This is a genomic window from Vogesella oryzagri (assembly GCF_040148885.1).
GTDB lineage: Bacteria > Pseudomonadota > Gammaproteobacteria > Burkholderiales > Chromobacteriaceae > Vogesella > Vogesella oryzagri.
Genome location: NZ_JBEFLD010000005.1, coordinates 316,777 through 338,569, shown reverse-complemented (window position 1 = coordinate 338,569; position 21,793 = coordinate 316,777). Strand labels below are relative to the sequence as shown.

The window sequence follows — 21,793 nt, the reverse complement described above, 5'->3', positions numbered from 1 at the left end:
CGAGCACCGCAGTCTACAGCAGATTCAGTGGAATCTTTAAATATGCATGCCCGTTCGCCGCAATTGGCGGCATGTTACCGGCACGAATGTTGATCTGTATCGCCGGGATCAGCAGCACCGGGGCGGCCAGGGTGGCATCGCGCGCCTGGCGCAGGGCGATGAAGTCGGCCTCGCTGACACCGCTGCGCAGGTGCACGTTGGCCGCTTTTTGCTGGGCCACCGTGCTGCAGGGGCTGGCGGCGCGCTCGGCCGGCGGGTAGTCGTGGCACAGCCACAGCCGGGTGTGTTCCGGCAGCGACAGCAGGCGCTGCACCGAGCGGTACAGTGTGGCGGCATCGCCACCGGGAAAATCGCAGCGTGCACTGCCCACGTCCGGCTGGAATAATGTATCGCCGATGAAAATGTCATCGCCGACCCGGTAGCCGATATCGGCTGGGGTGTGGCCGGGCAGCGCCAGCACCTGCAGCGTCAACTCGCCCAGCGGCAGGCTGTCGCCATCGGCCAAAAGCTGGTCAAATTGCCGGCCGTCGGTGGCAAAGTCGTCTTCCAGCTGGAAAATCGGCTTGAACACGCGCTGTACGCTATCGATATGGCAACCGATGCCGGTGCGCCCGCCCAGCCGGGCCTTGAGCCAAGCGGCGGCGGACAGGTGGTCGGCATGGGCGTGGGTTTCCAGAATCCACGCCAGATGCAAGCCTTGCGCCTGGATGAAGTCCACCAGTTGCTGGGCGCTGCGGTGCGAGGTACGGCCGGCCTTGGGGTCGTAGTCCAGCACCGGGTCGATGATGGCGGCGTGGCCGCCGGGGTGGTCGTATAGCACATAGCTGTAGGTGCCGGTGACCGGGTCGAAGAAGGGTGCGATTTGTGCTTGCATTGCCGCTCCTGGTGGCTGACAAAAACTACCCGTTTCACTATATATCAAAATATAATGTATGCGCTGCTGGCGCAGCGCCACACGGTAATGGAAGACAGAGTGGGGATCGCCATGGATTTGACTGTACTGCATGACAACGCTGCCCGCGCGGCGGCCTTGCTCAAGAGCTTGGCCAACGAGGACCGGCTGCTGCTGCTGTGCCAGCTGGTGCCGGGCGAGAAAACCGTGTCCGAGCTGGAGCGCCTCACCGGCATCCGCCAGCCGACGCTGTCGCAGCAGCTGGGGGTGTTGCGCAACGAGGCGCTGGTGAATACCCGCCGCGAAGGCAAGTGGATCTACTACAGCGTGGCCAGCGACCAGGCGCTGGCGATTCTGGGCACGCTGTACCAGCTGTATTGCGAACCGCAGCCGCTGCCGACGGCGGCGACCGACAGCCAGCAGACGGTATGATCGACTGGCTGCCGCCCTGGGTGCGGCATTACCGCCGGCAGTGGCTGGCGGGCGATGTCAGCGCCGGGCTGCTGGTGACGTTGCTGCTGGTGCCGCAGGGGCTGGCCTATGCGCTGGTGGCTGGGCTGCCGCCGCAGGTTGGCCTTTATGCCAGCCTGTTGCCGTTACCGCTGTACGCGCTGCTGGGGCGCAGCCACGCGCAGTCGGTGGGGCCGATGGCGGTGACCTCGCTGCTGGTGGCGGCCACGCTGGGCAAGCTGGGGCTGGCCACACCGGCGGATTATCTGCTGGCGGCGGTGTGGCTGGCCTTGCTGTCCGGCGCCATGCTGCTGCTGTTCGGCCTGTTCCGGCTGGGCTTTCTGGCCGATGTGCTGTCGGAGCCGGTGCTGGCCGGCTTCACCGCCGCCTCGGCGTTATTGATCGTGCTGTCGCAGCTGGCACCGCTGGCGGGGCTGCATAGTGGCGGTGCCAGCCTGCCGGCCATCCTCGCGACCCTGTGGCACCAGGCGGCGCATTATTCTCCCCACGCGCTGCTGCTGGGCGTGCCCGCCTTGCTGCTGCTGTGGTGGGCGCGCAGTGGTTTGCCGCGCAGCCTGCAGGCGCTGGGTCTGGGCGCGTCGCCGCTGCTGTTGCTGGCGCGCGGCATGCCGATGCTGGTGGTGCTGGGCAGCATGCTGGCCGTCGGCGTGCTGGGCTGGCACGGACAGCTGCCACAGGTTGGCCGCATTCCCGCCGGGCTGCCGGCACTGGCCTGGCCGGCGCTGCCGGCGGGCGGCCTGTCGGCGCTGGTGTTGCCGGCCTTCTTCATTGCCCTGATCAACTACGTGCAGAGCCTGTCGGTGGCGCAATTGCTGGCCATTCCCCGGCGCGAGACGGTAGACCCGGACCGCGAACTGCTGGCGCTGGGCGCCTGTAATATCGGCGCCGGCCTGTGTGGTGGCCTGCCGGTGACCGGCGGCCTGACGCGCTCGGTGGTGAATGCCGAGGCCGGCGCCAATACCCAGCTGGCGTCGCTGATCACCGCCGGGCTGATCGCCCTGCTGCTGTGGCTGGGCAGCGGCAGCCTGGCGGCGTTGCCACTGACGGCGCTGGCGGCCACCATCATTGCCGCGGTGGCGCCGCAGGTGCGGCTGGCGCCGTTGTGGCACGCCTGGCGCGCCGAGCGCAGCGATGCGGTGGCCTTTGCCGTGACTTTTGTGCTGGTGTTGTGGCTGGGGGTGGACAGCGGCATCGTTGCCGGGGTGGTGATCTCGCTGGCGGCGTGGCTGATGAAAAGCAGCCGCCCGCACCTGGCCGAGCTGGGGCTGCTGCCCGGCAGCAGCCATTTTCGCAATGTGCAGCGCCACCCGTGCCAGACGCTGCCGGGGGTGCTGATCCTGCGCATCGACGAAAGCCTGTATTTCGGCAATGCCCGCCACGTGCGCGATGCGCTGCTGGCCAGGTTGGCCGCCGCCGGTCAGGTGCACACCCTGCTGCTGGTGATGAGCGCGGTGAACCGGGTGGATATCACCGGGCTGGCCATGCTGCAGCGGCTGGATGACACCCTGGGCCTGCGCGGCGTCCGTCTGCAGCTGGCCGAGGTCAAAGGCCCGGTGTGGGACGTGTTCGGCCGCGCCGGGCTGGCCGAGCGCTTTGCCGGTCGTGTGCATCTGTCCACCTATGCGGCGTGGCAGGGACTGCAGCCGGTGCCGGATTTTCATATCTGATGGTCGCGGCGGGTGCTGCTGACGGCAGCCAGTTCCCGAACTTGCCGCGCATCTGGCTATCATAGCTGGCATGAAACCGCTTATTCGCCTCTCTCCGCTGTTGGCCGCCGTGCTGCTGGCCTGGCCGGCGCACGCGCCGCTGGCCAGCGACAATCTGCCCAATCTGGGTACGGTGGCGGAATCCGCCGTGCCGCAGGCCGAGGAAAACCGCGTCGGCCGTGACATCCTGCGCTCGCTGCAGGACGACGGCGACGTGATCGACGACACCGAGGTGAACGACTACCTGGGCGACCTGGGCGGGGCGCTGGTGTCGGCGGCGCAAAGCGTGGCCACGCCGTTCAATTTCTTCGTGGTGCGCGACAACAGCATCAACGCCTTCGCCCTGCCCGGCGGGGTGATCGGTGTGCACAGCGGCCTGCTGCTGGCGACGCAGAACGAAAGCGAGCTGGCCTCGGTGCTGGCGCACGAAATCTCGCACGTCACCCAGCGTCACCTGGCGCGCATGTACCAGAACAACAGCCAGAGTCAGCTGTGGGTGTTGGCCGCCATCCTGGCCGGGGTCATCGCCGGCGCGCACAGCAACAACAGCGACGTGGCGTTTGGTGCCATCAATGCCGGCGTGGGGGCGGGGGTCAGCCAGCAGCTGTCCTACAGCCGCGATTTCGAACGCGAAGCCGACCGCCTGGGGATGCAGTACCTGGCCGCCGCCGGCTTCGACCCGCGCAGCATGCCGGCGTTTTTCGAACGCCTGCAGCAGGTGCAGCGCCACAGCGACAACAATGCCTTCGGCTTTCTGCGTACCCACCCGCTGACCCTGGAGCGCATTGGCGAGAGCCAGGCGCGGGCGCAGGCCTACCCGCCGCGGATGCGGCTGGACAGCACCGATTTCCTGCTGCTGCGCGAAAAACTGCGCGTGGCGACTCTGCCCGGCGACGAGGCGCTGCGCTACTACCGCACCGCGCTGGCCGCCGGCCGCTATCTCAATCGCGGTGCCGCCTTGTACGGCCTGCTGCGCGCACAGCTGGCGCAGGGCAATGTGCGCGAGGCGCAGGCGCTGTGGCCGCAGCTGCAGGCGGCTCTGCCGGCACACCCGTCGCTGGCGCTGCTGGAGGGCGAGCTACAGCGCGCCGCGGGCAATGGCGCGGCGGCGGCCAGAACCCTGCAGCAGGCACTGGAGGTGTATCCGGGCCGCCGCGCGCTGCGCCTGGCGCTGATCGACACCCTGCTGCAGGACCATCGCCAGGCGGAAGCGCGGCAGGCGATCGATGCCGCGCTGGCGCGTTATCAGGACAGCCCGCCGTTGTGGCGCCTGGCCGCGCGCAGCTATGGCGAGGCCGATGCGCTGCGTTATCACGCGGCACTGGGTAACGCGTTCTTTTACGAACAAAAGTTCGAATCCGCGCGCCTGCAGTATCAACTGGCCAGCCAGGCGCCCGGCGATGACTTCTATCTGCGCTCCGCCATCGAAGCCCGTCTCAACGAATTAACGACTAAGCTGAAACCGGAACCGGGCAACCCCCGCCGCTGAACAAGGCATCGTAGCGCGCCGACTACGGCCAAGCTGGCGGCGGCGTTGCGCGCGCTCTCAATGCCAAAGCCATCGCCGGTGGCTGTCTTCATGCCGATCTATCGCAAAAAAACAACATGTTGCGTCGCAATATCCATGTATTTAAAGCCGTTTTCGAGTGAAAACCCTAATAGGCTATTCCGTCGCGAAAGAGGCAAGCTATACACTTTGCCGCGTGTAAGAATGTTTTCGATTTCGCAAATTTTTTTTGCGGTTTTGTTCGTTTATAATCGCAAGCAGTAATGGGAGCCTCGACCGGGGGCTTCGATGAATGTCCGCCTGTCGCACCCGCTCGGGTGCGGCAAGGAAAATAACAGTGAGGATGTGAGATGGCAGCAATCTACCCTGACGATATCGATCCGATTGAAACGCAGGAATGGACCGAGGCAGTCGAATCGGTACTGGACAATGACGGTGCCGAGCGCGCCCATTACCTGCTGGAAAAAATGGTAGAACGCACCCGCCGTCGCGGTGCTCACCTGCCGTTCGAAGCCACCACCGCTTACCTGAACACCATCCCGGTGGGCAAAGAGCAGAAGTCGCCGGGCAACCACGAGATGGAGCACCGCATCCGCTCGATCAACCGCTGGAACGCGATGGCCATGGTGCTGCGCGCCGGCAAGAAAGACCTGGAACTGGGTGGCCACATTGCCTCCTTCCAGTCTTCCGCCACCCTGTACGACGTCGGCTTCAACCACTTCTGGCGCGCCCACAACGACGAGCAGGAAGGCGATCTGGTGTACTTCCAGGGTCACATTGCCCCGGGCGTATACTCCCGCGCCTTCCTGGAAGGCCGCATCAGCGAGCAGCAGATGGACAGCTTCCGCCAGGAAGTGGACGGCGGCGGTCTGTCCTCCTATCCGCATCCATGGCTGATGGAAGACTTCTGGCAGTTCCCCACCGTGTCCATGGGCCTCGGCCCGTTGATGGCGATTTACCAGGCGCGCTTCCTCAAGTACCTGGAAAGCCGCGGTCTGGCCAAGACCCCGGGCCGCAAGGTGTGGTGCTTCTGCGGCGACGGCGAGATGGATGAGCCGGAATCCCTGGGCGCGATCGCCCTGGCCGCGCGCGAAGGCCTCGACAACCTGGTGTTCGTGATCAACTGCAACCTGCAGCGTCTGGACGGCCCGGTACGCGGTAACGGCAAGATCATCCAGGAACTGGAAGGCGACTTCCGCGGTTCCGGCTGGAACGTGCTGAAAGTGGTATGGGGCTCGCGCTGGGACCCGCTGCTGGCGATGGACACCAAGGGCCTGCTGAAAAAGCGCATGGACGAGTGTGTCGACGGCGACTACCAGACCTTCAAGTCCAAGGACGGCGCCTACGTTCGCGAACACTTCTTCGGCAAGTACCCGGAGCTGCGCGAGATGGTGGCCAACATGTCCGACGACGAGATCTGGGCACTGAACCGTGGCGGCCACGACCCGCACAAGGTGTACGCCGCCTATCACGAAGCCACCCACAACGCCAACGGCCGTCCGACCGTGATCCTGGCCAAGACCATCAAGGGTTACGGCATGGGCTCCAGCGGTGAGGCACAGAACGTCGCCCACCAGGCCAAGAAAATGGCACTGGACAACCTGCGCAAGTTCCGCGACCGCTTCGGCATCCCGGTGTCCGACGAAGATCTGGAAAAAGTACCGTACTACAAGCCGGCAGAAGACAGCCCGGAAATGAACTACATGCGCGAACGTCGCGCTGCGCTGGGCGGCTACCTGCCGGCGCGCAAACCGGTGAAGGCACCGCTGGCGATCCCGGGCCTGCACGTATTCGACAGCCAGCTGGGCGATTCCGGCGAGCGCGAATACTCCACCACCATGGCCTTCGTGCGTCAGCTGGGCATCCTGCTGAAAGACAAGAACATCGGTAAGCAGATCGTGCCGATCGTGCCGGACGAATCCCGCACCTTCGGTATGGAAGGCATGTTCCGCCAGTACGGCATCTGGTCCACCCAGGGTCAGAACTACGTACCGCAGGATGCCGACCAGCTGATGTTCTACAAGGAATCCAAGGACGGCCAGATGCTGCAGGAAGGCATCAACGAGCCGGGCGCGATGTCGTCGTGGATCGCAGCTGCCACCAGCTACGCCAACCACGGCATCCCGATGATTCCGTTCTACATCTACTACTCGATGTTCGGTTTCCAGCGTATCGGCGATCTGGCGTGGGCAGCGGGTGACATGCGTGCCCGTGGCTTCATGCTCGGCGGCACCGCCGGCCGTACCACCCTGAACGGTGAAGGCCTGCAGCACGAAGACGGCCACAGCCACATCCAGGCCGGGCTGATCCCGAACTGCATCAGCTACGACCCGACCTTCTCCTACGAGCTGGCGGTGATCCTGCAGGACGGCCTGAAGCGCATGTATGTAGAACAGGAAGACGTGTTCTATTACATCACCCTGATGAACGAGAACTACACCCACCCGGCGATGCCGCAGGGCGCCGAAGAAGGCATCCTGAAGGGTATGTATCTGTTCAAGGACGGTGGCGACGCGGCGGTGAAAGTACAGCTGATGGGCTCCGGCACCATCCTGCGCGAAGTGATTGCCGCCGCCGACCTGCTGCGCAACGACTTCGGCATCGCCTCCGACATCTGGAGCGTGACCTCGTTCAACCAGCTGCGTCGTGACGGCATGGAAGCCTCGCGCCACAACCTGCTGCACCCGGTGGGCGAGTCGCGCGTGTCCTACGTCGAGCAGCAGCTGGCTGGCCGTTCCGGCCCGGTGATTGCCGCTACCGACTACATCCGCAACTACGCCGACCAGATTCGTGAATACGTGCCTGGCCGTTACGTGGTGCTGGGTACTGACGGTTTCGGCCGCTCCGACAGCCGCGCCAAGCTGCGCGAGTTCTTCGAAGTGGATCGCCGTTACGTTGCCGTGGCCGCACTGTCGGCCCTGGCACGTGAAGGCAAGATCGACGCCAGCCGCGTGGCGGAAGCCATCGCCAAGTACGGCATCAACGTGAACAAGCTGCCGAGCTGGAAGGTATAAGCCGCTAGCCCGGGCGGGCGCGCCGTTGCGGCGCGTACCGCCTGCTTGTTTCCCTGCCGTACCTGGCGTCAGCGCCAGCGTGTAGCCGAATATCGGCGGTGTGCCCCAGCGGGTGCCCGCCCTACGAATGGAAAGCTCATGAGCAATCTGATCGAACTGAAAGTGCCCGACATCGGCGGTCACAGCAATGTAGACATCATCGAAGTATTCATCCAGCCGGGCCAGACCGTGGCGGTGGATGATTCCCTGATCACCCTGGAAACCGACAAGGCCACCATGGAAGTGCCGGCCGAAACTGCCGGTGTGGTGAAAGAAGTACGCGCCGTGCTGGGTGGCAAGATTTCCGAAGGCGATGTGATCGCCATCATCGAAGTGGGCGCCAGCGCCGCCGCTCCGGCTCCGGCCGCGGTAGCACCTGCTGCGGCGCCTGCGCCGGCTGCCGCGCCTGCGGCCGCCCCGGCTGCGGTTGCCAGCGCGCCGGCCCCGGCGGCTGCGGCCAACGTTGGCCGCAGCGAAATCCGCGTGCCGGACATCGGCGGCCACAGCGGTGTGGACGTGATCGAGGTAGCGGTAAAAGTCGGTGACGAGATCAAGCTGGACGACAGCCTGATCACGCTGGAAACCGACAAGGCCACCATGGAAGTGCCCGCCACCGCCGCTGGCCGCGTGGTGGAAGTGAAAGTGAAAGTCGGCGACAAGATCAGCGAAGGCGATCTGATCGTGGTGGTGGAAGGTGCCGGCGCTGCCGCTGCCCCGGCTGCCGCCGCTCCGGCCCCGGCCGCCGCGCCTGCGCCGGTGGCTGCGGCACCGGCTCCTGCTGCCGCTGCCGCTGCACCGGTAGTGGCTCCGGTCGCCGCTGCCGTGGCTGCCGCCTTCAACGAAGCCGGCTTTGCCAAGTCGCATGCCGGCCCGTCGGTGCGCAAGCTGGCGCGCGAGCTGGGCGTGGACCTGTCCAAGGTGAACGGCTCCGGCCGTAAGGGCCGCATCGTCGATGCCGACGTGAAGGGCTTTGTGAAGGCCGTCATGCAGAACCCGGCGGCACTGGCCCCGGCCGCGGCGCCGGCAAATGGTGGCGGTCTGGACCTGCTGCCGTGGCCGAAGGTGGACTTCGCCAAGTTCGGCCCGATCGAAACCAAGCCGCTGACCCGCATCCAGAAGCTGTCCGGTGCCAACCTCAGCCGCAACTGGGTGATGATCCCGCACGTGACGTTCAACGACGAGTGCGACATCACCGAGCTGGAAGACTTCCGCAAGACCATCGGCAAGGAATGGGAGAAGTCCGGCCTGAAGATCAGCCCGCTGGCCTTCATCATCAAGGCCGCCGCCGAGGCGTTGAAGGCCTTCCCGGCGTTCAACAGCTCGCTGGATGGCGACAACCTGGTGCTGAAGCAGTACTACCACATCGGCTTTGCCGCCGACACGCCGAACGGCCTGGTGGTACCGGTGATCAAGAACGTGGATCAGAAGGGCATCAAGCAGATCGCCAAGGAACTGACCGACCTGTCCGCGCTGGCGCGTGACGGCAAGCTCAAGCCGACCGACATGCAGGGCGCTACCTTCACCATCTCCAGTCTGGGCGGTATCGGCGGCACCAGCTTCACCCCGATCGTGAATGCGCCGGAAGTGGCCATCCTCGGTGTGTGCAAGTCGCAGATCAAGCCGGTGTGGAACGGCAAGGAATTCGCGCCGCGCCTGATGTGCCCGCTGAGCCTGTCCTTCGACCACCGCGTGATCGACGGCGCCGCTGCCGCTCGCTTCACCGTGCATCTGGGCAAGCTGCTGTCCGACGTGCGTCGCCTGATCCTGTAATCGGGCCGCACCCGGCAAGGTTGGCCGCGGCCAACCTTGCTGCTGCGCTGCATCGGCGGGCCGACGCGCCCGCCCAATCTTGCCAGTGGCAGCCTGCTGGCTGCCCTGAAGCGTTATGGATGAGAAGCCATGAGCAATCTGATTGAACTGAAAGTGCCGGACATCGGCGGCCACAGCAATGTGGACGTGATCGAGGTGTTCGTGAAAGTCGGCGACAGCGTTGCCAAAGACGACAGCCTGATCACGCTGGAAACCGACAAGGCCACCATGGAAGTGCCGGCCGAAGCGGCCGGTGTGGTGAAGGAAGTGCGCACCGCCGTCGGTGGCAAGATCTCCGAAGGCGACGTGATCGTGGTGATCGAGGCTGCCGGCGCTGCCGCTGCGGCCAACCCTGCGCCGGCGGCCGCCCCGGCTGCTGCTGCGCCAGCCGCTGCCCCCGCCGCCGCTCCTGTGGCGGCACCGGTAGCCGCCAGCCATGCCGGCACTGCCGACATCGACTGCGACGTGCTGGTACTGGGTGCCGGCCCCGGCGGCTACTCCGCCGCCTTCCGTGCTGCCGACCTGGGCCTGAAAGTGGTGCTGGTCGAGCGCTACGCCACTCTCGGCGGCGTGTGCCTGAACGTTGGCTGCATCCCGTCCAAGGCGCTGCTGCACAACGCCGCGGTGATCGACGAGGTGAAACACCTGGCTGCCAACGGCATCAAGTTTGCCGCGCCGGAAATCGACATCGACATGCTGCGTGGCTACAAGGAAAAAGTCATCGGCAAGCTGACCGGCGGTCTGGCCGGCATGGCCAAGGCCCGCAAGGTGCAAGTGGTGCGCGGCGTCGGCCAGTTCCTCGACCCCTACCACCTGCAGGTGGAAACCACCGACGGCACAGGCCAGGACAAGACCGGCGCCAAGCAGGTGATCAAGTTCAACAACGCCATCATCGCCGCCGGTAGCCGCGTGGTGAACCTGCCGTTCATCCCGCAGGATCCGCGCATCGTGGATTCTACCGGCGCGCTGGAACTGAAAGCCGTGCCGAACAAGATGCTGGTCATCGGCGGCGGCATCATCGGCCTGGAAATGGGCACCGTGTATTCCACGCTGGGCGCGCGTCTGGACGTGGTCGAGATGATGGACGGCCTGATGCAGGGTCCGGACCGTGATCTGGTGAAGGTATGGGAGAAGTACAACGCCCACCGCTTCGACAACATCATGACCGGCACCAAGACCGTGGCCGTCGACGCCCGCGAAGACGGCATCTACGTCACCTTTGAAGGCGCCAAGGCCCCGTCCGAGCCGCAACGTTACGACCTAGTACTGGTTGCCGCCGGCCGCGCGCCGAACGGCAAGCTGATCGGCGCCGAAAACGCCGGCGTGGCCGTCTCCGACCGCGGCTTCATCGAAGTCGACAAGCAGCAGCGCACCAACGTGCCGCACATCTACGCGATCGGCGACATCGTTGGCCAGCCGATGCTGGCGCACAAGGCGGTGCACGAGGCACACGTGGCGGCGGAAAACTGCGCTGGGCAGAAAGCCTACTTCGACGCGCGCGTGATTCCGGGCGTGGCCTACACCGATCCGGAAGTGGCGTGGGTCGGCGTGACCGAAGAGTCGGCCAAGCGTGACGGCATCAAGATCGAAAAAGCGGTGTTCCCGTGGGCCGCCTCCGGCCGCGCCATCGCCAACGGTCGTGACGAAGGCTTCACCAAGCTGATCTTCGACGCCGAGACGCATCAGGTGATCGGCGGCGCCATCGTTGGCACCCACGCCGGCGACATGCTGGGTGAAATCTGCCTGGCCATCGAAATGGGCTGCGACGCCACCGACATCGGCAAGACCATCCATGCGCACCCGACCCTGGGCGAGAGCATCGGCATGGCCGCCGAAGTGGCGCACGGCAGCTGCACCGATCTGCCGCCGCAACGCAAGAAGTAAACGTGTGCCTGCGGCCAAGGTTGGCCGCAGCGCAGACGACAAGGGCAAGCCTTACGGCTTGCCCTTTTTTATGGCTTAACGAAATGTATTGCTATCTGCCGATAGTGGACACAAGTGGATCGGGTTGAGTGCAGCGCTGCCGATATTTTCTGCTTGCCACGTCATTTCCGGGCAGTAGCCAGCTGGTTGCGATGTGCGATGTGGCAAATATGGATACGTTAAGCGCAATATACTGCGCACATCCAATATGTCAGACAGGAAATGATATGCAGCTAGGGCAGGATGCTGTTTGATATTCGGGCTGGAAGCTATGTGCGGTGGTAGGCCGGAACTGTCTTGAGTGGTGCCGGCACATGGTGCCCACATGACGAGCTGGCGATTGTCCGAGCGGTTCTAGCCGCCGCCTGGACTGGTTGTTGACGCAACACGAGATTATCTTCAGGGAGAGAAAAAAATGTTCACCAGCAAAACCAAGCGGGAGCTGGACAGCGTCAATAAAGAATTGCAGGAGGCCAAAGGCATCATCGCAGCGCTGAACAAGTCAATGGCGAGCATTCGCTTTACCCCGGATGGCACCATCATCGATGCCAACGATTTGTTTCTGCGGGCAATGGGCTACCGGCGTGAGGACATTATTGGCAAGCATCACCGCATTTTCTGCTCGGCAGACTATGTCGCTAGTCGCGACTATCAGCAATTCTGGAGCAAGCTGTCGGCGGGAGAGTTTTTTTCTGGAGAGATTGAGCGGGTCACGGCGAGCGGCCAGTGCTTGCATTTGGAGGCGACCTACAATCCGATTCTGGACCGCGAGGGCAAGGTCAGCTTCGTGATCAAGTTTGCCTCGGATGTGTCGCGCAAGTTTGAACTCGCCAAAGCCGTGCAGACCCAGCGGGAAGCCTTGCATGAGCAAGTGTTGTCCGTGTCCGGCAGCCTGGTGGAAACTGCCTCCGCCATCAAGGGAGTGGCAGAACAAAGCCTGCAGATTTCGCGGATGACCGATGGCATCTTGAGCGAAACCCGTTCGACGGTGCAGATCGTGGAGGCGGCAAACCAGCAGATTCAGGAGTTGTCTGGTATTACGTCCGAAACCAACAGCCAGCTCGGGTTTCTGTTGGATAAGTCGAAGACGATCGGCAACATCACTTCGACGATCAAGGATATTGCCGATCAGACCAATCTGTTGGCACTGAATGCCGCTATCGAGGCGGCGCGCGCCGGGGAAACCGGGCGTGGATTTGCGGTGGTGGCAGACGAGGTGCGTAAGTTGTCGGAACGGACTGCACGCGCTACCGAGGAGGCCTCGCTCGCCATCAACGAAGTGCAATCGCTGATCGAGGTGAATTCAAGGCAGATCAACGCGGCGGAGGGTAAAACGCAGATCACGCGCGAGACCTTCGGGCAGGCTGCGGGGTCGCTGGGTAGTGTGATGAGCGAAATTACTTCAATCCGCAGCATCATTCAGGATGCTGTGGCGGCAACCGAACAACAGTCGACAGTGATTGGCAGTATCAAGGATACGGTTGGACAGATGGCGGATATCTAGGCGCCAGCAACCCCGAGTTTTGTTTCGGGAAAGTCCTGTCAGCGAGCATAGGCAAGCTGAAACGCTGTCTGCAGTTCCCGGCAACCACCAAACGTTGGCCGCACACCCCATCGGTGCTGCGGCCAACCTTTTTTGCTTACCGCCCCGCCTGCTGCAAACCGGCGGCAATCCAGCGCTGGATGCTGACGGTGTCCATGGCGCCGGCCTGGCGCTGGATTTCGCGGCCGCCAATGAACAGGATCAGAGTCGGGATGCTGCGGATGTTGAAGCGCTGGCCGAGGGTGGTTTCGTTCTGGGTGTTGATCTTGGCGAAGCGCACCTGCGGCAGGGCGCTGGCGGCCTGGGCGAAGGCCGGGGCCATCATCTGGCACGGGCCGCACCACGGTGCCCAGAAATCGACCACCACCGGGATGTCGTTGCGCGAGATGTGCTGCTCGGCGTTGTCCACCGTTAGCTCCAGCGGCTGGCCGGTCAGCAGCGGCTGGTGGCACTGGCCGCAGTTGGGGGTGTCGGCAAGGCGGCTGGCCGGTACGCGGTTGGTGGTGGCGCAGTGTGGACAGACCAAGTGCAGGGCGGTGGTGGTGGTCATGGTGATCTCCCGTAGGCAATGACTGGGAAATGGGTTCGGAGGCACCGGCTTTCAAGCACGGCATCACGCCACCGTTGCCGGCGTTGCGGCCAACCTGGCAGGAGGATCGCTCAGGCAAACAGCTCGGCAGCGCGCAGGGCTGTGCCCTGTGCATCGCGGGCGGACAGCACCGGGGCGGTGTCCAGCGGCCAGCGGATCGCCAGGTCCGGGTCGTCCCAGCGGATGCAGCGTTCGTGCTGCGGCGCGTAGTAGTCGGTGGTCTTGTACAGCACCTCGGCGTAGTCGCCCAGCACCATGAAACCGTGGGCGAAGCCTTCCGGCAGCCACAGCTGCAGGCGGTTGTCGGTGGACAGCTCGTACCCCAGCCAGTGGCCGAAGGTGGCGGAGCCGCGGCGCAGGTCCACCGCCACGTCGAAAATCGCCCCCTGCAGCACGCGCACCAGCTTGCCCTGCGGCTGTTGCAGCTGGTAGTGCAGGCCGCGCAGCACGCCACGTGCCGAACGGCTGTGGTTGTCCTGCACGAAGTGCACCTGCCGGCCGATGGCGGCGTCGAATTGCCGCTGGTTGAAGCTTTCGAAGAAAAAACCGCGCGCGTCGCCATGCACGACCGGTTCGATGAGTTTCACATCGGCGATGGCGGTATCGATCACATGCATGGTCAGAACACCCGGTGTTGCAGCAGGCCCAGCAGGTAGCGGCCATAGTCGTTGTGCTGCAGCGCTGCGGCCAACATTGCCACCTGTACGGCGTCGATCCAGCCGGCGCGGTAGGCGATTTCCTCCGGGCAGGCCACTTTCAGCCCCTGGCGCTTTTCCAGGGTGGCGATGAACTGGCTGGCTTCCAGCATGGCATCGTGGGTGCCGGTATCCAGCCAGGCGTAGCCACGGCCCAGCGTCTGCACCGCCAGCCGGCCCTGCTGCAGGTAGGCATTGTTCACGTCGGTAATTTCCAGCTCGCCGCGTGCCGATGGCGTGATGCCGCGGGCAATATCCACCGCCTGGCTATCGTAGAAATACAGCCCGGTCACCGCGTAGCGCGAATCCGGCTGTGACGGCTTTTCGGTAATCGCCAGCACCTTGCCACTGGCATCGAAGCTCACCACGCCGTAGCGTTCCGGGTCGTGCACGTGGTAGGCGAACACCGTGGCACCATCGTGGCGCTGGCTGGCAGCCTGCAGCACGGCCGGCAGGTGGTCGCCGTAGAACAGGTTGTCTCCCAGGATCAGCGCGGCCGGCGCGCCGGCCAGGAAGGTCTCGCCGATCAGCAGCGCCTGGGCGATGCCGCCCGGGCTGGGCTGCACCGCGTATTGCAGGCTGATGCCCCACTGGCTGCCGTCGCCCAGCAGCTGGGCAAAGCGCGGCGTGTCCTGCGGGGTGGAGATGATCAATATGTCGCGGATGCCGGCCTGCAGCAGCGTGCACAGCGGGTAGTAGATCAGCGGCTTGTCGTAGATCGGCAGCAGCTGCTTGCTCACCGCCAGCGTGGCCGGGTACAGCCGGGTGCCGGAGCCGCCGGCCAGGATGATGCCTTTGCGGGGCTGGTTCATGGCTGTGACCTTGGCAGGGTTGGCCGCAGGGCAGGGGCGCGCATCAGCTGGCTCCATACTGGTGCTGTGTCCAGTTGCGGTAGCTGCCGCTGCTGACGCTGTGTACCCATTCGGCGTTATCGAGGTACCACTGCACGGTCTTGCGGATGCCGCTGGCGAAGCTTTCAGCCGGCTGCCAGCCCAGCTCGCGCTGCAGCTTGCCGGCGTCTATCGCGTAACGGCGGTCGTGGCCGGGGCGGTCCGCCACATGGCGGATCAGTCGCGCGTAGGGCGCGGCGTCGGGGCGCAGCTCGTCCAGCAGCACGCACAGCGTATGCACCAGCTGCAGATTGCGCAGCTCGGCATTGCCGCCGATGTTGTAGTGCTCGCCCGGCTGGCCGTGCGCCAGCACCATGCGCAGCGCGGCGCAGTGGTCGGCCACGTACAGCCAGTCGCGCACCTGCAGGCCATCGCCGTAGATCGGCAGCGGCTGGCCGGCCAGCGCATTGTGCAGCACCAGCGGGATGAGCTTTTCCGGGAACTGGTACGGGCCGTAGTTGTTGCTGCAGTGGGTGGTGAGCACCGGCAGACCGTAGGTGTGGTGCCAGGCGCGCACCAGGTGGTCCGCCGCTGCCTTGCTGGCGGCGTAGGGGCTGTTGGGCTGGTAGCGGTGCTGTTCGCTGAAGCCGGCGTCGCCGGGCGCCAGCGAGCCGTACACCTCGTCGGTGGATATCTGCAGCAGGCGGAACGCCGCCTGCTCGCCGGCTGGCAGCTGCTGCCAGTAGTCGCGCACCGCTTCCAGCAGCCGGTAGCTGCCGACGATATTGGTGGCGATGAAATCGTCCGGGCCGTGGATGCTGCGGTCGACATGGCTTTCGGCGGCAAAATTCAGCACCGCGCGCGGGCGGTATTGCTGCAGCAGCTGGCGCAACAGCGCACTGTCGGCAATGTCGCCGCGCACGAAGTGGTGGCGCGCATCGCCCTGCAGCGACTGCAGGGTGAGCAGGTTGCCGGCATAGGTCAGTTTGTCCAGGTTGACCACCGGCTCGTCACAGCCGGCCAGCCAGTCCAGCACGAAGTTGCCGCCAATGAAGCCGGCGCCGCCGGTTACCAGGATGGTCATGGCTTACTTGCCGATGCAGAAGCGCGAAAAGATCACGCCCAGCAGGTCGTCGGGGGTGAAGCGGCCGGTGATTTCCGACAGCGCGTTCTGTGCCATGCGCAGTTCCTCGGCGAAGATTTCCACCAGCTGCCAGTCCTGCTCGGCCAGTGCCAGGTGGTCGGCGGCGCGGGCGATGGCGTCCAGGTGGCGTTCGCGGGCCAGGAACACGCCGGCATCCTCGCCCTGGTAACCGATCATCTCCAGCAGCAGCGCCCGCAGGTCGTCCACGCCGGCGTGGGTGCGGGCAGACAGGCGTACTACCGGGTGGCCGTCTTCTTCGCTGCGGCCAACCTCGCCGCCGGCAAGGTCCACCTTGTTGAACACGTGTACGCGCGGCAGGCGCGGCGGCAGTTTGTCGAGGATGGCCTGTGTTTCGGTGACGATGCCTTCGCGGCTGTCGATCAGCACCAGCGCCAGATCGGCGCGTTCCACCGCCTGCCAGGTGCGCTCGATGCCGATGCGCTCCACCACGTCGTCGGTATCGCGCAGGCCGGCGGTGTCGATGATGTGCACCGGCACGCCGTCGATCACGATTTCCTCGCGCACGGTGTCGCGGGTGGTGCCGGCGATGTCGGTGACGATGGCGATGTCGTCGCCGGCCAGCGCGTTCATCAGGCTGGATTTGCCGACGTTGGGCTGGCCCACCAGCACCACGTGCATGCCTTCACGCAGCAGCGCGCCCTGGCGTGCGGTGCGTTGTACCGTCTGCAACTGGCCGCGCAGATTGCGCAACCGGCCCACCGCATCGGCCTTCTGCAGGAAGTCGATGTCTTCCTCGGGGAAGTCCAGCGTGGCTTCCACCAGCATGCGCAGGTTGATCAGCTCGTCCACCAGCACGTGGATTTCGTGCGAGAACGCGCCCTTCAGCGATTTCAGCGCGCTTCTGGCGGCGCTCTCGCTGGCAGCGTCGATCAGGTCGGCCACGCTTTCCGCCTGCGCCAGGTCCAGCTTGTCGTTGAGGAAGGCCCGCTTGGTGAATTCGCCCGGTTCGGCCAGGCGCGCGCCCAGCTGCAGGCAGCGGCTGATCAACATCTTCAGCACCACCGGCCCGCCGTGGCCCTGCAGCTCGATGACGTCCTCGCCGGTAAAGCTGTTCGGGCCGGGAAAGTACAGCAGCAGGCCGTTGTCGATGGCGCTGCCGTCGGCGGCGTAGAAATCGGTGTAGGTGGCATAGCGCGGCTTGGGTGTCTTGCCGCCGCTGATGGCCTGCGCGAACGGCAGTAGTTGCTGGCCGGAGATGCGCACCACGCCGACGCCGCCACGCCCGGGGGCGGTGGCAACGGCGCAGATGGTGCTGGGGGTGTAGGCGAGATTCATGCTGTCTTTCTGCGTAAGGCCATCATGCAAACACACGCGATGCGCTTGCAGGATGGTCTTTTGTTGATACATCAAAAAGCCCGGCCATGTGGCCGGGCTTGGATTCTACCTTGCAAGGTTGGCCGCAGCTTACGACTGCAGTGCCGCCTTGCGGGCGTTTTCGATCTTCTTGTTCACGTAGTACTGCTGGCTGATGGACAGCAGGTTGTTGACTACCCAGTACAGCACCAGGCCGGCCGGGAAGAAGAAGAACATGGCAGAGAACGCCAGCGGCATGATCTTCATCATCTTCGCCTGCATCGGATCGGCCGGCGGCGGGTTGAGGAAGGTCTGCGCAAACATGCTCACTGCCATCAGCACCGGCAGGATGTAGTACGGGTCCGGGCGGGCCAGATCGACGATGTACATCCAGGAGGCCTGACGCAGCTCGACGGAAGCCAGCAGCGCCCAGTACAGACCGATAAACACCGGAATCTGGATCAGCATCGGCAGGCAACCACCCAGCGGGTTGACCTTCTCGGTCTTGTACATCTCCATCACCGCCTGCTGGAACTTCATGCGGTCGTCGCCATGTTGCTGCTTCAGCGTTTCCAGACGCGGCGCCAGCGCCTTCATCTTGGCCATGGAACGGTAGGAAGCGGCGGTCAGCGGGTAGAAGGCGGCCTTCACCAGCAGGGTCAGGAACACGATGGCCCAGCCCCAGTTCTGCACCATGGCGTGCAGCTTGGTCAGCAGCCAGAACAGCGGCGAGGCGAAGATATGCACCTTGCCGAAGTCTTTGGCGTAGGCCATGCCGTCGGCCACTTTGGTGATGATGTTGTATTCCTCCGGGCCGGCATACAGCGGCACGGTGAACGACGCGGTCTTGCCGGCGGCGATCGGGGCCACATTCACCATCACGGCGGCGGAGTAGCTGCCGTTTTTCGGCTCCAGCTGGAAGGTACATGCCTGCGCGTTGGCGCACACGGCACTGCCTTCATACGGCTTGAGAATCCAGGCGCTCATGAAGTAATGCTGAATCATGGCCACCCAGCCGTTGTCGGCATTCTTGGTGTACTCGGCCTTGCCTTTGTCCAGATCGGAGAAGTCCACTTTCTGGAAGGCGTTTTCTGCGGTGTACACCGCCGGGCCGGTAAAGGTGTGGGCAAAGCGGCCTTCGCCTTCCGGTGCCTTGCCGTCACGCAGCAGGCGGTAGTAGGCGGTGGTGGACAGCGGTGCGGCAGTGCCGTTGGCAATGTCGTAACGCACGTCGATCAGGTAGCTGCCCTTCTTGAAGGTGTAGACCTTGCTGACCTTCACGCCATTGGCGTCAGGGGCGGTCAGCTTCACTTCCACCTTGTCGCCTTGCAGGGTGTAGCTGGTCTGCGCGGCGCTGAATACGGTCTTGTGGGTCGGCAGCGCGGCGTTGCCGGCGGCGATCAGGCCGGTCTGTGCCACGTACAGGCGCTCACCCTTGTCGGTGAACAGCTCGAACGGCTTGCTGGCGTCCTCGGCAGCGTTGTGCTTTTTCAGCTGCAGGCTGCGCAGGTCGCCACCGTTGGTGTCGATCTCGGCATGCAGTACGTCGGTGTCCACTACCACTCGTTGGCCGCGCGCCAGCTTGCTGCTGTCGGTTGCCGGGGTGGCTGCAGTGGCCGGAACGTCGGCATTGCTGGAGGCTGCCGCGCTGGCCTGTTGGTGCACGGCGGGTTTGGCGGTGGGCTTCGGCGCAAAGTAGTTCTGCCACAGCAGCAGAATGCCGAAGGACAGCGCGATGAAGATGATCAGTCGTTTGGAGTCCATCTTACTTACCGGAAAGGTCAGGGAACCGGGTCATAGCCGCTGCCGCCCCAGGGGTGACAACGGCAAATCCGTCGTGTCGCAAGCAGGCCGCCCTTGAGCGCGCCATGCTTTCTCAGGGCCTCGATGGCGTAGCTGGAGCAGGTCGGCTGGTAGCGGCACCGCGGCGCAAGCCACGGGCTGATGGCCAGCTGGTAAAAACGCACCAGCAGGATCAGGAGTTGCGACATCGCGCTAGTTTAGCAAAGAGTGCGGCCAACGCTGCGATGGCGTCATGGTATTCGTCACGGTGATATGCCTGGCGTGAACGCACCACAAAATCCATCGGCGGCAGTGTGTCGCGGTGTAGGCGAAACCACTCGCGTACCGTGCGCTTGATGTAGTTGCGGCGATTGGCGCGCTTGGCGACCTTCTTGCCGACTACCAGCCCCAGCCGCGGGTGATCCAGGCCGTTGGGCCGGGCATACACCTGGAACAGCGTATTGCTGCGTGCGTTGCGCAAATGAAAAACGGATGAGAACTCATCCGTTTTCAAAAGCCGGTGCGCACGGCGAAAGGTGTGATCCAAGCGTTATACAGCCAGACGCTTACGACCCTTGGCACGACGGGCGGCCAGAACGGCACGACCACCGCGGGTCTTGGAACGAACGAGGAAACCGTGGGTGCGCTTGCGACGGGTATTGGACGGCTGGTAAGTACGTTTCATGATGATTTTCCTGTTTCGAAACGGAAATAAACGCGTGATTACACAGATAAAACCACCTTTTGTCAACCTTGTCGAGGCAGCGACCCGCCGCGGCGCGGCTTGCTTGATCTGGCACGCCACAGAACAATTGTTTGATTTTTATCGATCAATGCCATTGGTCTGGCCGGCGGGTTGCGTAAAAAGCTTGCAGTGCTGTGGATAACTTTGATCAAACACTATAGAATTACCCCTCTTGCAGATGCCGCTCTGCTGCCGAGTCTGTCCCCCGCTGCCTGCTACTGGCAACGAGCAGCCCGGCCCCCTCAGCAGAACCCCAAATAAAATGTTGTCGGCCACAAGCCGGCAGCTGTTCCCGCCGCTTCAAAAAATGTTTGCGGCGGGATTTTGTTTTTAATGACTCATTGATGACCGAACCGGAACAATTCTGGCCCCTGTGCCTGACGCGGCTTGAGGAAGAGCTTTCCTCGCAGCAATTCAACACCTGGATCCGCCCTCTGGCTGCCGAAGTGGCCGAGGAGGCGGTGGTGTTGTATGCGCCCAACCGCTTCATCCTGCAGTTCATCAAGGATCGCTTCCTGGCGCGTATCGAGGCATTGGCGATTGAACTGTTGGGCGAACTGCCGGTGGAGCTGCGCATCGGCGCCCCGGCCGGCGCCGCGCCAGCCACGCTGACGCCGCCCAAGGCCAGCGCGCGTGGCGGCAGTGCCCCGGCGGCTGCGGCCAACGTGGCGGCAGTCGATGTCGGCGCCGACAAATCGGCCACGCCGGCGGTGGCGGCCTCGCCCAAGCAGACCGCGCTGAAGGCCATCGGCGGCGGCCACGAAAGCACCCGCCTCAACCCGGCGTTCACCTTCGACACCCTGGTGACCGGTAAGGGCAACCAGCTGGCGCGCGCCGCCGCGCTGCAGATTGCCGAAAACCCGGGCGATGCCGCCTACAACCCGCTGTTCGTCTACGGCGGCGTGGGCTTGGGTAAGACCCACTTGATCCAGGCCATCGGCAACCACGTGTATGCCAAGAACCCGCAGGCGCGCATCCGCTACATCCATGCCGAGCGCTACGTGGCCGACATCATGCGCGCCTATCAGCACAAGGCGTTCGACGAGTTCAAGCGCTACTACCACTCGCTGGACCTGCTGCTGATCGACGACATCCAGTTTTTTGCCGGCAAGAACCGCACCCAGGAAGAGTTCTTCTACGCCTTCAACGCGCTGATCGAGGGCGGCAAGCAGGTGATCATGACCTGCGACAGCTACCCCAAGCAGATCGAAGGCATGGAAGAGCGGCTGATCTCGCGCTTCAGCTGGGGCCTGACCGTGGAAATCCAGCCGCCGGAGCTGGAAATGCGCGTCGCGATCCTGATGAAGAAGGCCGAGGCCGACAACACCAAGCTGGATCACAACGTGGCGTTTTTCATCGCCCAGAACGTGCGCAGCAACGTGCGCGAGCTGGAAGGCGCGCTGAAGCGCGTGGTGGCCTATGCCCGCTTTACCAGTCAGCCGATCACCATGGAGCTGGTAAAAGAGGCGCTGAAGGACATTCTGGCCGCCGGCAACCGCCAGGTCACCATCGATGCCATCCAGAAAACGGTGGCCGAGTACTACAAGATCAAGCTGTCGGACATGCACAGCAAGAAACGCAGCCGCGACATCGCCCGTCCGCGCCAGGTGGCGATGGCGCTGGCCAAGGAGCTGACTTCGCTGAGCCTGCCCAATATCGGCGACGCCTTTGGCGGCCGCGACCACACCACCGTGCTGCATGCCTGCAAGACCATTGCCGAAATGCGCGGTAGTGACGGTGACATAGCGCACGATTACGATACGCTGCTGGCCATGCTGCGTAACTGATAC

At 64.1% G+C, this 21,793-nt stretch carries 19 protein-coding genes and 1 pseudogene; 10 read left to right on the top strand and 10 right to left on the bottom strand.

Annotation, left to right across the window (positions count from 1 at the left end):
• Positions 1–13: 13 nt before the first annotated feature.
• Entirely contained in the window at positions 14–874 is an 861-nt protein-coding gene (locus ABNW52_RS11730; RefSeq protein WP_349587896.1) for an MBL fold metallo-hydrolase, read from the bottom strand.
• Between the two features lie 111 nt (positions 875–985).
• Between ABNW52_RS11730 and ABNW52_RS11725 the strand changes: the two genes are divergently transcribed.
• From ABNW52_RS11725 to ABNW52_RS18610, 8 genes and pseudogenes are all read left to right on the top strand, one after another.
• Positions 986–1,324: an ArsR/SmtB family transcription factor gene (locus ABNW52_RS11725; RefSeq protein ID WP_349587893.1), complete on the top strand. Its 339-nt coding sequence runs from the start codon at positions 986–988 to the stop codon at positions 1,322–1,324.
• A complete protein-coding gene (locus ABNW52_RS11720; RefSeq protein WP_349587891.1) occupies positions 1,321–3,030 on the top strand; it encodes a SulP family inorganic anion transporter in 1,710 nt (569 codons plus the stop codon). Before ABNW52_RS11725 ends, ABNW52_RS11720 begins: the two co-directional genes overlap by 4 nt.
• Positions 3,031–3,100: 70 nt before the next feature.
• Entirely contained in the window at positions 3,101–4,558 is a 1,458-nt protein-coding gene (locus ABNW52_RS11715) for a M48 family metalloprotease (RefSeq protein WP_349587889.1), read from the top strand.
• A gap of 368 nt (positions 4,559–4,926) precedes the next feature.
• The gene (gene aceE / locus ABNW52_RS11710; RefSeq protein ID WP_349587887.1) at positions 4,927–7,590 is read left to right on the top strand and encodes a pyruvate dehydrogenase (acetyl-transferring), homodimeric type; all 2,664 of its coding nucleotides are present in this window, start codon (positions 4,927–4,929) and stop codon (positions 7,588–7,590) included.
• A gap of 138 nt (positions 7,591–7,728) precedes the next feature.
• Positions 7,729–9,399, top strand: coding sequence for a dihydrolipoyllysine-residue acetyltransferase (aceF, locus tag ABNW52_RS11705; RefSeq protein WP_349587884.1), 1,671 nt, complete (start codon positions 7,729–7,731; stop codon positions 9,397–9,399).
• Between the two features lie 129 nt (positions 9,400–9,528).
• A complete protein-coding gene (gene lpdA, locus ABNW52_RS11700; protein WP_349587882.1) occupies positions 9,529–11,322 on the top strand; it encodes a dihydrolipoyl dehydrogenase in 1,794 nt (597 codons plus the stop codon).
• A gap of 454 nt (positions 11,323–11,776) precedes the next feature.
• Positions 11,777–12,178, top strand: a pseudogene (locus ABNW52_RS18615) (PAS domain-containing protein); the annotation flags it as partial.
• 135 nt (positions 12,179–12,313) lie between these two features.
• Positions 12,314–12,865 carry a methyl-accepting chemotaxis protein gene (locus tag ABNW52_RS18610; protein WP_386107808.1) on the top strand — a complete coding sequence of 184 codons (552 nt, stop codon included), beginning with the start codon at positions 12,314–12,316 and terminating at the stop codon, positions 12,863–12,865.
• A gap of 136 nt (positions 12,866–13,001) precedes the next feature.
• Here ABNW52_RS18610 and trxC read toward each other — a convergent pair whose 3' ends face one another.
• The 9 genes from trxC to rpmH form a co-directional block, all read right to left on the bottom strand.
• Positions 13,002–13,454 (bottom strand): thioredoxin TrxC, encoded by a 453-nt coding sequence (gene trxC, locus ABNW52_RS11690; protein WP_349587878.1) that lies wholly within the window; start codon positions 13,452–13,454, stop codon positions 13,002–13,004.
• A 110-nt stretch (positions 13,455–13,564) separates the two neighbouring features.
• Positions 13,565–14,110, bottom strand: coding sequence for a dTDP-4-dehydrorhamnose 3,5-epimerase (rfbC, locus tag ABNW52_RS11685; RefSeq protein WP_349587876.1), 546 nt, complete (start codon positions 14,108–14,110; stop codon positions 13,565–13,567).
• A 2-nt stretch (positions 14,111–14,112) separates the two neighbouring features.
• A complete protein-coding gene (rfbA, locus tag ABNW52_RS11680; RefSeq protein ID WP_349587873.1) occupies positions 14,113–15,000 on the bottom strand; it encodes a glucose-1-phosphate thymidylyltransferase RfbA in 888 nt (295 codons plus the stop codon).
• 43 nt (positions 15,001–15,043) lie between these two features.
• Positions 15,044–16,102 (bottom strand): dTDP-glucose 4,6-dehydratase, encoded by a 1,059-nt coding sequence (gene rfbB / locus ABNW52_RS11675; RefSeq protein WP_349587871.1) that lies wholly within the window; start codon positions 16,100–16,102, stop codon positions 15,044–15,046.
• Between the two features lie 3 nt (positions 16,103–16,105).
• Positions 16,106–17,458 carry a tRNA uridine-5-carboxymethylaminomethyl(34) synthesis GTPase MnmE gene (mnmE, locus tag ABNW52_RS11670; RefSeq protein ID WP_349587868.1) on the bottom strand — a complete coding sequence of 451 codons (1,353 nt, stop codon included), beginning with the start codon at positions 17,456–17,458 and terminating at the stop codon, positions 16,106–16,108.
• Between the two features lie 129 nt (positions 17,459–17,587).
• A complete protein-coding gene (gene yidC, locus ABNW52_RS11665; protein WP_349587866.1) occupies positions 17,588–19,240 on the bottom strand; it encodes a membrane protein insertase YidC in 1,653 nt (550 codons plus the stop codon).
• 17 nt (positions 19,241–19,257) lie between these two features.
• Positions 19,258–19,467: a membrane protein insertion efficiency factor YidD gene (gene yidD / locus ABNW52_RS11660; RefSeq protein ID WP_349587864.1), complete on the bottom strand. Its 210-nt coding sequence runs from the start codon at positions 19,465–19,467 to the stop codon at positions 19,258–19,260.
• Complete coding sequence (gene rnpA, locus ABNW52_RS11655; RefSeq protein WP_349587861.1) at positions 19,452–19,805, bottom strand: ribonuclease P protein component; 354 nt, start codon at positions 19,803–19,805, stop codon at positions 19,452–19,454. Before rnpA ends, yidD begins: the two co-directional genes overlap by 16 nt.
• A gap of 3 nt (positions 19,806–19,808) precedes the next feature.
• Positions 19,809–19,943 carry a 50S ribosomal protein L34 gene (rpmH, locus tag ABNW52_RS11650; protein WP_088965802.1) on the bottom strand — a complete coding sequence of 45 codons (135 nt, stop codon included), beginning with the start codon at positions 19,941–19,943 and terminating at the stop codon, positions 19,809–19,811.
• On the opposite strand from rpmH, the gene ABNW52_RS11645 reads away from it, so the two are divergent.
• Positions 19,942–20,145 (top strand): hypothetical protein, encoded by a 204-nt coding sequence (locus ABNW52_RS11645; protein WP_349587859.1) that lies wholly within the window; start codon positions 19,942–19,944, stop codon positions 20,143–20,145. The genes rpmH and ABNW52_RS11645 overlap by 2 nt on opposite strands.
• 202 nt (positions 20,146–20,347) lie before the next feature.
• Positions 20,348–21,790, top strand: a complete 1,443-nt coding sequence (gene dnaA, locus ABNW52_RS11640) for a chromosomal replication initiator protein DnaA (RefSeq protein WP_349587857.1) — start codon at positions 20,348–20,350, stop codon at positions 21,788–21,790.
• The last annotated feature ends 3 nt before the right edge of the window (positions 21,791–21,793 follow it).

Excerpts from the sequence above, each read along its gene's own strand:
- yidC (WP_349587866.1), bottom strand. The coding sequence starts at position 19,240 with ATGGACTCCAAACGACTGATCATCTTCATCGCGCTGTCCTTCGGCATT.
- ABNW52_RS11725 (WP_349587893.1), top strand. The coding sequence starts at position 986 with ATGGATTTGACTGTACTGCATGACAACGCTGCCCGCGCGGCGGCCTTG.
- ABNW52_RS11720 (WP_349587891.1), top strand. The coding sequence starts at position 1,321 with ATGATCGACTGGCTGCCGCCCTGGGTGCGGCATTACCGCCGGCAGTGG.
- dnaA (WP_349587857.1), top strand. The coding sequence starts at position 20,348 with ATGACCGAACCGGAACAATTCTGGCCCCTGTGCCTGACGCGGCTTGAG.
- ABNW52_RS11645 (WP_349587859.1), top strand. The coding sequence starts at position 19,942 with ATGATGATTTTCCTGTTTCGAAACGGAAATAAACGCGTGATTACACAG.
- aceE (WP_349587887.1), top strand. The coding sequence starts at position 4,927 with ATGGCAGCAATCTACCCTGACGATATCGATCCGATTGAAACGCAGGAA.
- rpmH (WP_088965802.1), bottom strand. The coding sequence starts at position 19,943 with ATGAAACGTACTTACCAGCCGTCCAATACCCGTCGCAAGCGCACCCAC.
- rfbC (WP_349587876.1), bottom strand. The coding sequence starts at position 14,110 with ATGCATGTGATCGATACCGCCATCGCCGATGTGAAACTCATCGAACCG.
- rfbB (WP_349587871.1), bottom strand. The coding sequence starts at position 16,102 with ATGACCATCCTGGTAACCGGCGGCGCCGGCTTCATTGGCGGCAACTTC.
- rfbA (WP_349587873.1), bottom strand. The coding sequence starts at position 15,000 with ATGAACCAGCCCCGCAAAGGCATCATCCTGGCCGGCGGCTCCGGCACC.
- lpdA (WP_349587882.1), top strand. The coding sequence starts at position 9,529 with ATGAGCAATCTGATTGAACTGAAAGTGCCGGACATCGGCGGCCACAGC.
- ABNW52_RS11715 (WP_349587889.1), top strand. The coding sequence starts at position 3,101 with ATGAAACCGCTTATTCGCCTCTCTCCGCTGTTGGCCGCCGTGCTGCTG.
- ABNW52_RS18610 (WP_386107808.1), top strand. The coding sequence starts at position 12,314 with ATGACCGATGGCATCTTGAGCGAAACCCGTTCGACGGTGCAGATCGTG.
- aceF (WP_349587884.1), top strand. The coding sequence starts at position 7,729 with ATGAGCAATCTGATCGAACTGAAAGTGCCCGACATCGGCGGTCACAGC.
- mnmE (WP_349587868.1), bottom strand. The coding sequence starts at position 17,458 with ATGAATCTCGCCTACACCCCCAGCACCATCTGCGCCGTTGCCACCGCC.
- yidD (WP_349587864.1), bottom strand. The coding sequence starts at position 19,467 with ATGTCGCAACTCCTGATCCTGCTGGTGCGTTTTTACCAGCTGGCCATC.
- ABNW52_RS11730 (WP_349587896.1), bottom strand. The coding sequence starts at position 874 with ATGCAAGCACAAATCGCACCCTTCTTCGACCCGGTCACCGGCACCTAC.
- trxC (WP_349587878.1), bottom strand. The coding sequence starts at position 13,454 with ATGACCACCACCACCGCCCTGCACTTGGTCTGTCCACACTGCGCCACC.